The 13616-nt window shown below is 71.9% G+C and carries 15 protein-coding genes; 4 read left to right on the forward strand and 11 right to left on the reverse strand.

From position 1 onward, the window contains the following. Nucleotides 1–96: 96 nt before the first annotated feature. The 3 genes from Dsi01nite_RS14670 to Dsi01nite_RS14680 all read left to right on the forward strand — a co-directional run bounded on the left by Dsi01nite_RS14670 (nt 97) and on the right by Dsi01nite_RS14680 (nt 3399). A complete protein-coding gene (locus Dsi01nite_RS14670; protein WP_203846685.1) occupies nt 97–891 on the forward strand; it encodes a GntR family transcriptional regulator in 795 nt (264 codons plus the stop codon). A 767-nt stretch (nt 892–1658) separates the two neighbouring features. After that, nucleotides 1659–2369 (forward strand): sigma-70 family RNA polymerase sigma factor, encoded by a 711-nt coding sequence (locus Dsi01nite_RS14675; protein ID WP_203846686.1) that lies wholly within the window; start codon nt 1659–1661, stop codon nt 2367–2369. Continuing rightward, on the forward strand, nt 2305–3399 hold the full coding sequence (locus Dsi01nite_RS14680) for a hypothetical protein (RefSeq protein WP_203846687.1): 1095 nt from the start codon (nt 2305–2307) through the stop codon (nt 3397–3399). The genes Dsi01nite_RS14675 and Dsi01nite_RS14680 overlap by 65 nt, the downstream gene beginning before the upstream one ends. 131 nt (nt 3400–3530) lie before the next feature. Here the strand turns inward: Dsi01nite_RS14680 and mctP are convergent, their stop codons facing one another. The 3 genes from mctP to Dsi01nite_RS14695 all read right to left on the reverse strand — a co-directional run bounded on the left by mctP (nt 3531) and on the right by Dsi01nite_RS14695 (nt 6538). Further along, nucleotides 3531–5189 (reverse strand): monocarboxylate uptake permease MctP, encoded by a 1659-nt coding sequence (gene mctP, locus Dsi01nite_RS14685; RefSeq protein WP_203846688.1) that lies wholly within the window; start codon nt 5187–5189, stop codon nt 3531–3533. Between the two features lie 6 nt (nt 5190–5195). Further along, the gene (locus Dsi01nite_RS14690; protein ID WP_033357190.1) at nt 5196–5417 is read right to left on the reverse strand and encodes a DUF3311 domain-containing protein; all 222 of its coding nucleotides are present in this window, start codon (nt 5415–5417) and stop codon (nt 5196–5198) included. Nucleotides 5418–5626: 209 nt separating this feature from the next. Beyond that, complete coding sequence (locus Dsi01nite_RS14695) at nt 5627–6538, reverse strand: threonine ammonia-lyase (protein WP_203846689.1); 912 nt, start codon at nt 6536–6538, stop codon at nt 5627–5629. Between the two features lie 71 nt (nt 6539–6609). On the opposite strand from Dsi01nite_RS14695, the gene Dsi01nite_RS14700 reads away from it, so the two are divergent. After that, entirely contained in the window at nt 6610–7467 is an 858-nt protein-coding gene (locus Dsi01nite_RS14700; protein ID WP_203846690.1) for a LysR family transcriptional regulator, read from the forward strand. Here Dsi01nite_RS14700 and Dsi01nite_RS14705 read toward each other — a convergent pair. From Dsi01nite_RS14705 to Dsi01nite_RS14740, 8 genes are all read right to left on the reverse strand, one after another. Then, nucleotides 7441–8073: a dihydrofolate reductase family protein gene (locus tag Dsi01nite_RS14705; RefSeq protein WP_203846691.1), complete on the reverse strand. Its 633-nt coding sequence runs from the start codon at nt 8071–8073 to the stop codon at nt 7441–7443. The two genes, Dsi01nite_RS14700 and Dsi01nite_RS14705, sit on opposite strands and share 27 nt — an antisense overlap. After that, complete coding sequence (locus Dsi01nite_RS14710) at nt 8070–8540, reverse strand: SRPBCC domain-containing protein (protein ID WP_203846692.1); 471 nt, start codon at nt 8538–8540, stop codon at nt 8070–8072. The genes Dsi01nite_RS14705 and Dsi01nite_RS14710 overlap by 4 nt, the downstream gene beginning before the upstream one ends. Beyond that, nucleotides 8537–8872: an ArsR/SmtB family transcription factor gene (locus Dsi01nite_RS14715; RefSeq protein WP_203846693.1), complete on the reverse strand. Its 336-nt coding sequence runs from the start codon at nt 8870–8872 to the stop codon at nt 8537–8539. Before Dsi01nite_RS14715 ends, Dsi01nite_RS14710 begins: the two co-directional genes overlap by 4 nt. A gap of 164 nt (nt 8873–9036) precedes the next feature. Next, nucleotides 9037–10287 carry a cysteine--1-D-myo-inosityl 2-amino-2-deoxy-alpha-D-glucopyranoside ligase gene (mshC, locus tag Dsi01nite_RS14720; RefSeq protein ID WP_203846694.1) on the reverse strand — a complete coding sequence of 417 codons (1251 nt, stop codon included), beginning with the start codon at nt 10285–10287 and terminating at the stop codon, nt 9037–9039. A 74-nt stretch (nt 10288–10361) separates the two neighbouring features. Further along, nucleotides 10362–11165: an SCO1664 family protein gene (locus Dsi01nite_RS14725; protein WP_275423368.1), complete on the reverse strand. Its 804-nt coding sequence runs from the start codon at nt 11163–11165 to the stop codon at nt 10362–10364. A 5-nt stretch (nt 11166–11170) separates the two neighbouring features. Next, on the reverse strand, nt 11171–11734 hold the full coding sequence (locus Dsi01nite_RS14730; RefSeq protein ID WP_203846695.1) for a DUF3090 domain-containing protein: 564 nt from the start codon (nt 11732–11734) through the stop codon (nt 11171–11173). Nucleotides 11735–11786: 52 nt separating this feature from the next. After that, a complete protein-coding gene (locus Dsi01nite_RS14735) occupies nt 11787–12485 on the reverse strand; it encodes an MSMEG_4193 family putative phosphomutase (protein ID WP_203846696.1) in 699 nt (232 codons plus the stop codon). Further along, entirely contained in the window at nt 12482–13531 is a 1050-nt protein-coding gene (locus Dsi01nite_RS14740; RefSeq protein WP_203846697.1) for an LLM class F420-dependent oxidoreductase, read from the reverse strand. The genes Dsi01nite_RS14735 and Dsi01nite_RS14740 overlap by 4 nt, the downstream gene beginning before the upstream one ends. Nucleotides 13532–13616 lie beyond the last annotated feature (85 nt).

A 13616-nucleotide genomic window follows, 5' to 3' on the forward strand; every position in this document is an offset into this window, starting at 1 on the left:
TCCCATGCCTCAGTAGCCAGTTCCCATCATGTGGCGGTTTCCACCGTGACGCCGATCCGCTTGCGTAGAGCTTCCTAGGAGGCTAGGCTTTGACCCATGACCATCAACCCTGGAGCCGCGGAGTTCCCGCACCGGCAGATCGCCGCGCAGCTCCGGGCCCGCATCCATCGCGGAGACTGGGCGCCCGGCGAGCGGCTGCCGTCGATCCCCTCCCTCGCCACCCAGTTCGGCGTCGCCAAGCAGACCGTCCAGCGGACCATCGACCAGCTGCGGATCGAGGGCCTGCTGATCACCCGTCCGGGTTCGGGGACGTTCGTCCGCGGCACGAAGCGCCGCATGAACCGGTTGTCCCGCGGGCGCTACGGCGCCGAGCGCGGCTACCACGCCGAGCTCGCCGCGCGATATCGCCAGCATCTGATGCAGGTCGGCGTCATGCCCTGCCCCGCCGACGTCGCCGAGGGGTTCGGCATCGACGTCGGCGTGCCGCTGCTGGTCCGCCGGCACCTGGTGCGCACCGGCGACGCACCGGTCGAGGTGGGCGCCTCGTGGTTCCGCCCCGCCGACGTCCGCGGCACCTCGATCGAGCGACCCGACGTGTTCGACCGCCCGCTCTACCAGGAGGTCGAGGCCGAGCTGGGGCGGCGGTATACGAGCGCCAAGGACCAGGTCAGCGCCCGGTTACCGACCCGCGAGGAGGCCGAGCTGCTGCAGATCCGGCCCGACACGCCGGTGCTGGTGCTGCTGCACATCGCGTATGACGCCGAGCACCGGCCGATCGAGGTCGCCCAGGCCGCGTGGCCGGGGCCGATGACGTCGCTGACGGAGGAGTACAAGATCCCGGCCGTCCGGCCCGGCCTGCCCACCGACGAGCCCGACCTGGCGCTGGGCTGAGGCCCGGCTGGTCAAGGTGGCGCTGGTGACCGGGTTTGCCGCTGGACGCGGACCCGGGTCGCGGCCGGGCAGATCCTCGCCGATGCGCTGGCCGGCGGACCGTTGCGCCGACGGACCGTTGCGCCTGCGGGCGGTTGTCGGCTGCGCCGGTGTGCTGCACGGTGCGGCCGGTGGTGCCGAGATCTTCAACGTCCAGGCGCGCATGCGGTCCCGCACGGCGACGTGCTCCATCGAGCTGCGCGGCACCGGCGGCAGATCCTGGACGCCGCTCGGCAGGCCTGGACCGTGGCCCTGCGCGGCCGGTTCTAGCTGGCCGCCAACCAGGGACCGGAGCTGATCGACCTGACCGAGGAGCAGTTCGACCTGGGCTTCACCCGCGCCACCGGCTCCTGCTCGACGACGTGACACCGTGCCCGCCGGGCTGACCGCGGTCCGACCGGTCGGGGGGGCAGAGGCCAGGGATAGAGGCGGAGGCCAGAGAGCCAGAGCCATGGCGACGGGTTGCTGTTCGGTGCCCGGTTCGGTGAGTGCGGCGGCCGGCCGGAGTAGCTGAGCTCCGAGCGGCCCGTGGACCGTGTCGGCATGGCCTGCCACTGGTGCCGCGAGCTGGTGGATCGGGCTCCGCCGCGGTGCCGGCGCGCTGAGTGTTCGCCCAGGTCAGGAACGCGCGGCACACTTGCCGGACGCCTGGTGGAAAAACTTCCGCCGGGCGTGCAGCGTTCGGGTGGGCGGGGACCGTTCTATCCGCGGCGGAGGGAGCGGCCCTTGTGAAGGCAGAGGATCCGGACGGGTTCCGGGAGTTCGTGGCGTCGCGGATGGCGGCGCTGCGGAACCTGGCGTACGTCACATGCGGGGACTGGCACGCCGCGGAGGACGCGGTCGCCAACGTCCTGACGAAGCTGTATCCGCGCTGGGCGAAGCTCGACCGGCCCGACCTGTACGCGCAGACCATGGTGGTCCGGGCGGCGATCGACGAGACCCGCCGGCCCTGGTGGCGGCGGGAGCGGGCGGCCGGGGACAAGGTGCCCGACGTCGAGCTGGGCGACCACAGCGGTGCCGCCGACGAACGGCTGACCGTGCGGAAGGCGCTGCAGGCGGTGCCGGTGCGGCAGCGGGCGGTGCTGGTGCTGCGGTACTACCTGGGCATGACGGCCGAGGAGGCCGCCGAGGTGCTCGGCATCCGGGGCGCATCGGTCAGGAGCCAGACGACCAGAGGTCTGGCAAATCTCCGGGCGGCCCTCGCCGCCGGAGGCGTGGTCCTGGACGAACCGTCCCAGGACGAACCGTCCCAGGACGAACCGTCCCACGACGAACCAGCCCACGAAGAACCGTCCCACGAAGAACCAGCCCACGAAGGACCGGCCGGCAACGAACCGGCCGACGGTGAACCGTCTGAACTCGGAGAGTGGACCCATGCGCATGCAGGACCTGGTGGAGCTGGCGACGTCAGAGCCACCGCCGCTGCGGCACGACGCTGACCAGATCCTGGCGTCGGGACGGCGCTTCCGGCGCCGGCGGCGGGCCGCGATGGGTGCGGCCGCCGTGGTCGTGCTCGGGGTGATCGCCGCGGCCGTCGCGGTGCCGGCGCTCGGGCGGCAGGACGACCCGGTGCAGGTGCCGGCGGTGAGCGGGCCGGTGCCGGCGACGGCGGAGCCGTTCACGTTCACGTTCGGCGGGTACCGGGTCGGGAAGCTGCGGGTGGAGAAGCCGGTCGACGTGTCGACGGCGTATCAGCTGGCCTCGGTGTACGCGGACGGGCTCACCACCAATGACAAGGCAGTGGACCCCAAGGACAAGACCGTGCAGGGACCGGACCTGTACGCGTACCTGACCGTGTACCGGGCCGGGGCGTACGACCCGTCGAAGCTCGCCGGGGCGCAGCAGGTGACCGTCGACGGGCGGCCGGGGCTCGAGGTCAACGACCAGGAGCACGGCTGGGCGGCCCGGCGGACCCTCGCCTGGCAGTACAACACGGATGCGTGGGCGGTGATCAACGCCAGCTCCGACGACGCGGCGTTCCCGTCGGCGAAGGACCTGCGCGACCTGGCCGCCGGGCTGCGCGGCAGCGCCCCGTCGGTGGCGAAGGTGCCGGTCACGTTGAGCTACGTGCCGGCCGGGTATCAGCTGGCCGAGGTCGCGATGCACGCCATGCCCGGGCTGAACGGGATCGCGGCCGCGCGTGACGGGGACTACGCGGGGCTGCTGTTCAGCAACCCGGGGCTGCCGACGACCGGGCTGAGCGAGCCGTTCGGCGGTGTCGAGGGCGACGACCCGCCCGGCAGTTTCCAGATCTTCGTGGTGCCGGCGGCGAACTCCAACCAGCACGCGTCGCCCGGGCTGAGCTGTGGCACCGGGTTCTGCAACCGGTGGGTCGACGGCGTGAACATCCAGGTCAGCAGCGGGGGCCGGCTGACGGACACGGAGATGAAGCAGATCCTCGACGGCGTCCGGCTCGGCAACGTGAAGGACGACAGCACCTGGACGGACGTGACCGCCGCAACCCCCTGACGGCGGTCGCCGAACGATGGCCGCCCACCGGATCCGGTGGGCGGCCGTCACGCGATCGAAAAGTCACGCGAATCGAAGAGTCACGCGAATCGAAGAGTCACGCGAATCGAAGAGTCACGCGAATCGAAGAGTCACGCGATCGGGTCGGGGGCGACCTCCGGCGCCTTGGAGACAGGGTGGGCGGTGTCGGCGCGCGGGTCGCCCTCGTCGGCGAAGTAGTCCGAGCGGCTGGTGTCATCCCCGCCGTCGGCGACCGAGGTGGCCCGCAGGATCAGGGTGAGCAGCGCCGCGACGAGCAGGTTGACCGCGACCGCGACGAAGCCGACGTAGATCGTCTTCGTGGAGTCGAAGCCGAACTCCTTCAGCGGGAACGCGGAGCCGCCGAAGTGGGCGCGTTTCGTGGCGGCGTTGGGGATCTGGTACAGCATCCACATGCCGAGGCCCATGCCGGCGACCCAGCCGCCGATGAGCGCGCCGCGGTGGAACCAGCGGGTGAACAGGCCCAGCGCGACCGCCGGCAGGGTCTGCAGGATGATGACGCCGCCGATGAGCTGCAGGTCGATGGAGAACTGCGGGTCGACGAAGACGACGAAGACCAGCGCGCCGACCTTGACCAGGAGCGAGGTCACCTTCGAGACGGTGGCCTCCTGGGCGGGGGTGGCGTCGCGGCGCAGGTATTCGCGGTACACGTTGCGGGTGAACAGGTTCGCCGCGGCGATCGACATGATGGCGGCCGGCACGAGGGCGCCGATGCCGATCGCGGCGTAGGCGACGCCGGCGAACCAGTCGGGGAAGAGCTTGTCGAACAGCAGCGGGACGACGGTGTTGTTGTCGTTGGTGCCGTTCGGGTTCTTCAGCGGGGTGACGTTGGCGGCGATCGCGGCGTACCCCAGCAGGGCGATGAGGCCGAGCAGCAGCGAGTAGGCCGGCAGCGCCGACATGTTGCGCTTGATCACGTCGCGGTTCTTGCTCGCCAGGACGCCGGTGAGGCTGTGCGGGTAGAGGAACAGCGCCAGGGCGGATCCCAGGGCGAGGGTGATGTACTGGAGCTGGTTGTTGGCGTTGAGCAGGATGCCGTCCGTCGCAGCCGGTGACTTGTCGAACTTCGCGTCGGCGGCGTCGAAGATGGCGCCCCAGCCGCCGAGCTTGTAGGGCAGGTAGAACACCGCGACGAGGATGACGATGTAGATCAGGGTGTCCTTGACGAACGCGATGAGCGCCGGTGCGCGCAGCCCGCTGGAGTACGTGTACGCGGCGAGGATCGCGAACGCGATGATGATCGGCAGGTGCCGGGCGATGGCGCCGGAGCCGGTGACGCCCATCGTCTTGAGGACCGACTCGATGCCGACGAGCTGCAGCGCGATGTACGGCATCGTCGCCACGATGCCGGTGATCGCGATGAGCAGGGCGAGCGTCGGGGACTGGAACCGCGCCCGCACGAAGTCGGCCGGCGTGACGAACCCGTGCCGGTGCGAGACCGACCACATCCGCACCAGGACCAGGAACACCAGCGGGTAGATGATGACGGTGTACGGCACGGCGAAGAAGCCGGCCGCACCGGCCGCGAAGAGCAGGGCGGGGACGGCGACGAAGGTGTAGGCGGTGTACAGGTCGCCGCCGATGAGGAACCAGGTGATCCAGCCGCCGAAGTTGCGGCCGCCGAGTCCCCACTCGTCGAGGTGGTTGAGGTTGTCGGGGCGGCGCCACCGGGCGGCGACGAACCCGACGGCGCTGACGCCGAGGAACAGGATGACGAAGATCGCGATCTCGAGCTGATGGTCACGCCACATCGCCGGTCACCGCCGCTTCGTCATCTGGTAGACGAGCGTCGTGGTGCCGACGCCGACGGCGATGATGGCCAGCTGCATCCAGTAGAACCGCGGGAACCCCAGCAGCCTGGGGCTGTCGGCGTTGTACCAGACGGTGACCAGCGGCAGCACGATCGGTATGAACAGCAGCCAGTTCCACGGGCTTTTGTCCGCGGCCCGGGGGGTGTCGGGCCTTTCGGGACCGGTCACGGCAGACCTCCTTCACGGGGGTGTGCGGGCCTGGCGGGCGGCCCGGCAGATCGACGTAACCTGATCAAATGCCCGGCCGCTGACCGGCGGGGGCACGGATCGGCGAACGGTCGGTTTCGCGCGCCGGACGGTGTCCCAGATCACACCTGAGTGCCCGCCAGCCCGGCGTCCCACGTCACCCGTGAGGGCCGCCAACCCGGCGTCCCGCCTCACCCGTGAGGGCCCGCCAGTTCGGCGTTGCCGCCGGTGAGGATCACCGCGACCGCCGACCCCATCAGGTCGGGCCGGGCCAGGACCGCGGCGAGCGCCGCCGCGCCGGCGCCCTCCGCCTGGGTGTGCGCGGCCCTGGCGAGGACGCCCCGCGCGGCGTCGATGGCGTCGTCGTCGACGAGGACGAAGTCGGCGAGCCGGTCCCGCAGCATCGACTGCGGCAGGTCGAACCCGCGCCCGGTGGCGAGGCCGTCGACCCGGGTGCGGTTGTCCCGGCGGACGCAGGCACCGGCCCGCCACGAGTCGTGCGCGGCGGGTGCGGCGGTGGACTGCACGCCGATCACCCGGCAGCCGGGCGCGACGGCCGCGGCGACCAGGCAGGCCGCGGCGGCGCCGGTGCCGCTGCCGACCGGCACGACGACCGTGTCCAGGTCGGGGTGGCGCTCGAACAGCTCCAGGTATGCGGTGCCGACCCCGGCGATGACGGCGGGCTCGTCACCGGGGCTGATCAGCCGGCCGTCGAGGGTCGCCGCGAAGGCCTCGGCCTCGGACATGTCCCTGCCGTGCAACGTCACGGTGGCGCCGAGGGCCCGCACCGCGCGGACCTTGAACTCGGCGGCGCCGGCCGGCATCACGATGTGCGCGGGGAGCCCGAAGGTCCGGGCCGCGTACGCGACGGACCGGGCGTGGTTGCCGGTCGAGTAGGTGACGACGGGCTGCCGGTCCAGGCCGGAGAGGAGGTTCAGCGCGCCACGGACCTTGAACGCCCCGGTCGGCTGGGCGTTCTCGTGCTTGACCACGACGCTGCGGCCCGCGGCCTCGTCCAGCAGCGGGTAGGACCAGGAGGGCGTGGCCGGCAGGTGCGCGTCGAGCAGGCGCCGCGCGCGCAGCACATCGTTGAGGGTGAGCATGTGATCAGCCTGCTCCCCGTACCATATATAAATCCAATGCCTGATTTCTTGGAAAACCATAGGCGGCATCGATGCTTGACCTGACCCGGCTGCGGGTGTTGCTGGCCGTCGCCCGGCACGGGTCGGTCACCGCGGCCGCCGAGGCGCTGCACTACGCGCAGCCGTCGGTCAGCCACCACCTCGCCCGGCTCGAGGCGGAGACGGGCGCGCGGCTCGTGCAGCGGGTCGGCCGCGGCGTGCGCCTCACCCCCGCCGGGCTGCTGCTCGCGGAGCGCGCGGAGGAGATCCTCGGGCGGCTCGACGCGGCCGAGGCGGAGCTGCAGTCGCTGAGCGGCCTGACGGCCGGGCGGGTGCGCCTCGCCGCGTTCCCGTCGGCGCTGGGGTCGTTCGTGCCGCTCGCCGCGGCCCGGTTCGCCGCGACGCATCCGGGTGTCGCGCTGAGCCTGGTGGAGGCCGAGCCGCCGGAGGCGCTGCGGCTGCTCAAGGCCGGCGAGGTCGACCTGGCCGTGATCTTCTCGTTCGACGAGCCGGCCGCGGACGAGGGGGTGCGGCTGACGCCGCTGTTCGACGAGCCGCTGCACCTCGTCACCGGCCCGGCCGAGACCCGGGACCTGGCGGGCCTGGCCGGGGAGCGCTGGATCGGCGGCTGCGAACGGTGCCGCACCAGCCTGGTCCGCCGGTGCGCGGCGGCCGGATTCGCGCCGGAGATCGCGTTCACGACCGACGACTATGTCGCCGTGCAGGCCCTGGTCGCGGCCGGCCTCGGCGTCACCATCCTGCCCGATCTGGCGCTGCGTGCCCATCGTTCGGCAGGTGTACGGACGGTGCCGCTCCCCGGTGACGGCCGGCACGTGAGCGCGGCGCTGTACGGTGCCCCGCCCGATCCGCCCGGGGCGGCCGCGCTACTGGACGCCCTCCGCGTCGTCTAGGCCGTAGGTGCCGACCGGGGCGGCGCCGGTGGTCTCGTACTCGAGCAGGAGCAGGCCCTTCGGCGTGACGTCGTGGTGGGTGAGGCGCATCCCGGCGCTCTCGGCCGGGTGCGTGAGAAGCCGGCGGCCGGACCCGACCACGACCGGGGCGACGACCAGCCGCAGCGTGTCGACCAGGCCCGCCGACAGCAGCGCGGCGCCGAGCCGGGCGCTGCCGTGGATCTGCAGTTCGCGGCCGGGCTGCCGTCTCAATGCGTTGATCGCTGTCGCGGGGTCGCCCCGCAGCACCGTCACGGGCCGCCAGGCCGGGTCGCGCAGGGTGTTCGACAAGACGTGCTTGGGCAGCGAGTTCATCCGCTCGGTGAACGGGTCGTCCGGGTCGGTGATCTTCGGCCAGTCGCGGGCGAAGGCCTCGTAGGTGCGCCGGCCGAGCAGGAGGCCGTCGGCGTGGTCGAGCCAGTCGGACGCCTGCCCGATGAACCGCGCGTCGATGTGCGGCACGAGCCAGCCGCCGCCGGTGAAGCCGTCGCTGGTGTCCTCGTCCGGCGAGCCCGGCCCCTGACTGACGCCGTCCAGCGAGACGAACTGAACGAGTGTGATCTTCATGCTGCGCCCTCCGCCAGCCGCGCGAGTTGTTCGGTGACCGTGCCCCAGCCGTCGATGAATCCCAGCGTCTCGTGGCGCTTCTTCGCCGCGGGGTCGCCGTGCCGGACGACGATCCGGTAGTCGGTGCCGTCCGGGTGGTCGCCGAACGAGATCTCGGCGGTCATGGCCACCGGGTCGGGGTTGGTGGGGCGCCACGCGCTGTCGACCGCGTTGGTGAACACGATCCGGCTGAGGTCCTCCACGACGATGAAGCAGGCGTCGACGTGCGGACCGTAGTGGACGCCGTCCTCGCTGAGACGGGTCACGAACCCGCCGCCGGGGCGCACGTCGAGCCGCTCGACGCGGGACCGGGCGGGCGCCGGCACCCACCACCGCGCGAGGCGTTCCGGGTCGGTCCACGCGCGCCACACCGTGGCGCGGGGGGCCCGGATGACCCGGGTCAGGGCGAGGTCGAGGTCGGGGTTCACTGGTCCTCCGTGGTGTCGGTGACGAACCGTTCGAGCCGGTCGGTGCGCTCCTGCCAGATCCCGCGCTGCTCGGCGAGCCAGTCGTCGAGCAGGGCGAGGCGCTCCCGGTTGAGCGTGCAGGTGCGCACCCGGCCGGACTTGGCCGTGTGGATCAGGCCGCTGCCTTCGAGGGTCCGCACGTGCTTCATGAACGACGGCAGTGCCATCGGGAACTCGCGGGCGAGGTCGCCGACGCTCGCCGGCCCGCGCCCGAGCCGGCGGATCACAGACCGCCGGGTCTGATCGGCGAGGGCGATGAACACCTCGTCGAGTTGGGCCGAATACTGAGCCATGCGGCTAAGTATTCGCTCCTGAAACAGTTAGCGCAAGGGCTAAGTATTGGCGGTGGCGCCGTGAGCGTGGGTGGGCGGGCCTCCGCCGTGGCGGCCTGGAGCGTCCGACAGCTCCGGCGCGGCGATCAGGCCGGCCCACCCACGCAATCCTTCAACGACGTGAGCTACAGCTTGATGCCCAGCAGCGCGTCGACGGCCAGGCGCACCACCGCCGGGGCGTCACGGTCCTCACCGGCGTCGGCGAGGGTGGCGTCGACCCAGTTGTCGACGATGGCGAGGGCGCCGGGTGTGTCGAGGTCGTCGGCGAGGCGCTCCCGCAGCTGCTCGAGCAGCTCGATCCCGGCCGGGCCGACGCCGGCCTTCACCGCCTGCCGCCAGCGCGACAGCCGCTGCTGGCCGGTCTTGAGGACGTCGTCGGTCCACTGCCGGTCGTTGCGGTAGTGGTCGGCCAGCAGGGCCAGGCGCACCGCCATCGGGTCGACGCCGTCGCCGCGGAGGCGGGACACGAAGACGAGATTGCCCTTGCTCTTGGACATCTTGTCGCCGTCGAGGCCGATCATGCCGGCGTGCACGTAGTGCGTGGCGAACGGGGTCTTGCCGCTGAGCGCCTCGCCGTGCGCGGCGGAGCACTCGTGGTGCGGGAACAGCAGGTCGTTGCCGCCGCCCTGCACGTCGATGGTGTCGCCGAGGAGGCTCTGGGCGATGACGGTGCACTCGATGTGCCAGCCGGGGCGGCCGGGGCCGAGGTCGCCACCGTCCCAGGCGGGCTCGCCCTCGCGCAGGCCGCGCCACAGCAGCGGGTCGAGCGGGTCGCGCTTGCCGGGGCGCTGCGGGTCGCCGCCGCGCTCCGCGGCGAGGCGGAGCATCTCGGTGCGGGACAGGTTGGACTCGCCGCCGAAGCCGGGAGCCGTGGCGACGCTGAAGTAGACGTCGCCGGTGCCGTCCTCCAGCACATACGCGTGGCCGCCGGCCAGCAGGGCGGACACCTGGCGGGCGATCTGCGGGATCGACTCGACGGCGCCGACATACCGCTTCGGCGGGATGATCCGCAGCGCCTCCATGTCCTCGCGGAACAGGGCGGTCTCGCGCATCGCCAGGACGACCCAGTCCTCGCCGTCGCGGGCGGCCCGCTCCAGCAGCGGGTCGTCGACGTCGGTGACGTTCTGCACGTAGTCGACCTCGAGGCGGGCGTCGCGCCAGACCCGGTTGGCCAGATCGAAGGCGATCATGGTGGCGGCGTGCCCGAGGTGGGTGGCGTCATACGGGGTGATGCCGCAGACATACATGGTGGCGGGCCTGCCCTCGACCAGGACCGGCGCGATCTCGCGGCGGGCCGAGTCGAACAGGGCGAGTGTGGTCGCACCGGCAGCGGTGCGGGGCAGCGTGGGCACCGCCGGTGCCGACCATGAATCCATCCGCCAAGACTATCCGCGCGGACGTGCTGAAACACGTGGGAAACAGGTGTGACGAACCTAGCGTAGACAGACCTTCACATCGGCGGCCAGGGGATGGCGTGCCGGTCCTCGTCGGGCGCCGGGAAGCGCCTGGCCTGCAGCAGCTGGTTGATCCGCAGCGCGACGGTGCCGACCTCGGCGGCGGTCAGGTGCTCCGACATCGCCTCGGCGAGCCCGGCCGTGTACTGGGCGCGCAGCTTCTCCAGGACCTCGACGGCCTCGTCGGGCAGCGGGTCATTGGCCCAGCCCCACAGGATGGTGCGCAGCTTGTCCTCGGCGTGGAAGCAGATGCCGTGGTCGACGCCGTGGACGCGGCCGTCGACGGTGTCGATGATGTGCCCGCCCTTGCGGTCGGCGTTGTTGGCGACGGCGTCGAAGACCGCCATCCGGGCCAGTCGCGGGTCGTCGTCGTGGGCGAGGACGAACGGGCGGCCACGCTCGTCGCGTGCGGTCAGGACCCGCTTCCAGGCGCGGGGGACCTTGCCCGCCGGGACGAACCCGAGGATCGCGTCGTCGCACTGCAGCTCGTCGTCGATCCACAGCTGCACCATGCCGGCGCCGAGGGGCCCGTCGCGCAGGACGGTCGGCGGGACCACCGACCAGCCGGTGGCCTCGGACAGCAGCCAGGCCGCATACTCACGGCCGGCGAGGGTGCCGTCGGGGAAGTCCCACAGCGGGCGCTCGCCGCTCACGGGCTTGTACACGCACCGGGCGACGGTCGAACCGTGCGTGATCACGGCGCGCAGCGTCGCGTTGGACGCGTCCATCAGCCGGCCCTCGAGCTCCATGGTGCCGTGGCGGAGCAACTCCAGCGCCTCGTCCTGGGGCAGTGCCGGCACGGCGACTACCGGCGGTAGCCGTTGTGGCGCGGGCAGAGGTGCCCGCGGGCGTCGAGCGGCTGACCGCACAGCGGGCACGGCGGCCGGCCGGACGCGACGACCCGCTTGGCCCGGTCGATGAACGCGCGGGTCGCCTGCGGGGTCAGCCGGACCCGCAGCCGGTCCCGGTCGGCGGTGCTGAGCTCGTCGTCGTCCTCCTCCTCGACCTCCTCCGCCTCGTCGTCACCGACGGCGATGGCCTCGATGACGACGGTCGCGGTGTCGACGTCGAAGGCCAGGCCGAGCGTGCCGACCCGGAACTCCTCGTCGAGGGGCGTGTCGAGCGGCTCGTTGTCGCTGGTGTCGACGGTGGCGGTCTCGGGCAGGTCGACGCCGAAGCGGCGCTGCGCCTCCAGCAGGAGCTCCTCGAGCTTCTCGGCGAGGAGCGTCACCTGGACCTTTTCGAGGGCGACGCTGACCAGGCGCCCCCCACCGCGCGCCTGCAGGAAGAAGGTCCGCTCCCCCGGCGCGCCCACGGTTCCCGCGACGAACCGCTCCGGCGGCTCGAATGCGTACACCTGGTGGCTCATGCTCAAAACTCTATCCGCACCCGAGGGTGACCGCCGAGGGCGGGCGCCAAGATCACACAGAACCGCCCGAACCGCCCCCGACGGCAGCATCCGACGTCGGCTCCTCATCGACTTTTGGTACAAACGGGGCGAGATCTCCCCCGGTGTCGTTCAGCCTGAGGACGAACGACCGCAACGGGGTGTAACGGATGACCGTCACCGACGCCGGTTCGACGGCGATGCGCTGGAACAGGTCCAGGTGCATGCCGAGGGCGTCGGCGACGATCGCCTTGATGATGTCGCCGTGGCTGCACGCGAGCCACACGGCGTCGGCACCGTGCGACTCGGTGAGCCGGGCGTCCCAGCCCCGGATCGCGGCGATCGCCCGTGCCGACATGACGGCCATCGACTCGCCCTCGGCGCCAGGGAACACGGCCGCCGAGGGGTGCGCCTGCACGGTGGCCCAGAGGGGCTCCTTGGCGAGCTCCTTCAGCGGCCGGCCGGTCCAGTCGCCGTAGCGGCACTCGACGATGCCGTCATCTACCGAGATGTCGGAAAAGTCGGGTAGCGCGATCGACAGCGTCTCCCGGCAGCGCGGCAACGGCGACGACACCACCGCCGCCAGGGGGAGCTTCGCCGCGGCGAGCCGGTCGCCGACCGCCCGGGCCTGGGCCTGCCCGACGTCGTCGAGCCCGACCGGCTGGTGACCGGCAAGGACCCCGGTGGCGTTGGTGGTGGTGCGGCCGTGCCGGAGCAGGAGAACTGTCGTCACGCGGACAACCCTGCCATGTCGTACGCCTGCTTCAGCTGCCGCAGCGTCTGGGTGCCGTACTCCTGGTCACCGAAGATCAGCGTCGCGAGCTCGGTGACGCCGGCTTCCTTGTAGGCCTTGAGCCGCTCGGCGACGCGCTCCACGGGCCCGAGCAGCGAGGTCTGGTCGATGAACTCGAACGGGATCGCCGCCGCGGCCTCGCGGTGCTTCTTCGCCAGGTACAGGTCCTGCACCTCGCGGGCGGCGTCGCCGTACCCCATCCGGGTGGCGAGGGCGTTGTAGAAGTTCTGCTCGCGGCTGCCCATGCCCCCGACGTACAGCGCCGCGTACTGCCGCACCAGCTCGGCGCACATCTGCGGGTCGTCGCCGAAGACCACCGGCACCCCGGCGCAGATCTCGAACCCGTCCATGGTCTTGCCCGCCTTGGCCCGGCCGGCCTCGATCGGCTTGAGCGACTCCGGCGCGAACTCCGGGGAGAAGAAGATCGCCAGCCAGCCGTCGGCGACCTCACCGGCGAGCTCGAGGTTCTTCGGGCCGACCGCGGCGAGGTACACCGGCACGTGGTCGCGCGTCGGGTGCAGCGTCAGCTTCAGGGCCTTGCCCGGGCCGTCGGGCAGCGGCAGCTGGTAGTGCTGGCCGTCGTAGGCGACGGTCTTGCGGGTCAGCGCCAGGTTGACGATGTCGATGTACTCGCGCGTGCGCTGCAGCGGCTTGCCGAACCGGACACCGTGCCACCCTTCGGACACCTGCGGCCCCGACACGCCGAGACCCAGCCGGAACCGGCCGCCGGACAGCTTGTCGATCGTGGCCGCGGTCATGGCCGCCATCGCCGGCGTGCGGGCCGGGATCTGGAACACCGCGGAGCCCAGCTCGATGCGCTCGGTCTGCCCCGCGAACCAGGCGAGCATCGAAGGGGCGTCCGACCCGTACGCCTCCGCCACCCACACGCAGGAGAAACCGAGGCGGTCGGCTTCCTGTGCGAGGGCCAGGTGGCTGGCCGGATCATTCCACGCGGCCAGATAGCCGAGGTTCAACGCGAGTCGCACAACTGCCTCCCAGGGTCCCCCGTGCGACCCTGCACGGGGCGGCACCAAGGGTAGCCGGGGGCCCACCTACCCGCCTTCGGTGGGA

Source organism: Dactylosporangium siamense (genome assembly GCF_016862795.1).
Classification (GTDB): domain Bacteria; phylum Actinomycetota; class Actinomycetes; order Mycobacteriales; family Micromonosporaceae; genus Dactylosporangium; species Dactylosporangium siamense.

What these genes read in the sequence shown, in the direction of transcription:
- Dsi01nite_RS14715 (WP_203846693.1), bottom strand. Translation starts at nt 8,872, where the DNA reads ATGGCTCAGTATTCGGCCCAACTCGACGAGGTGTTCATCGCCCTCGCC.
- Dsi01nite_RS14700 (WP_203846690.1), top strand. Translation starts at nt 6,610, where the DNA reads ATGCTTGACCTGACCCGGCTGCGGGTGTTGCTGGCCGTCGCCCGGCAC.
- mshC (WP_203846694.1), bottom strand. Translation starts at nt 10,287, where the DNA reads ATGGATTCATGGTCGGCACCGGCGGTGCCCACGCTGCCCCGCACCGCT.
- Dsi01nite_RS14680 (WP_203846687.1), top strand. Translation starts at nt 2,305, where the DNA reads ATGCGCATGCAGGACCTGGTGGAGCTGGCGACGTCAGAGCCACCGCCG.
- Dsi01nite_RS14730 (WP_203846695.1), bottom strand. Translation starts at nt 11,734, where the DNA reads ATGAGCCACCAGGTGTACGCATTCGAGCCGCCGGAGCGGTTCGTCGCG.
- Dsi01nite_RS14705 (WP_203846691.1), bottom strand. Translation starts at nt 8,073, where the DNA reads ATGAAGATCACACTCGTTCAGTTCGTCTCGCTGGACGGCGTCAGTCAG.
- Dsi01nite_RS14670 (WP_203846685.1), top strand. Translation starts at nt 97, where the DNA reads ATGACCATCAACCCTGGAGCCGCGGAGTTCCCGCACCGGCAGATCGCC.
- mctP (WP_203846688.1), bottom strand. Translation starts at nt 5,189, where the DNA reads ATGTGGCGTGACCATCAGCTCGAGATCGCGATCTTCGTCATCCTGTTC.
- Dsi01nite_RS14695 (WP_203846689.1), bottom strand. Translation starts at nt 6,538, where the DNA reads ATGCTCACCCTCAACGATGTGCTGCGCGCGCGGCGCCTGCTCGACGCG.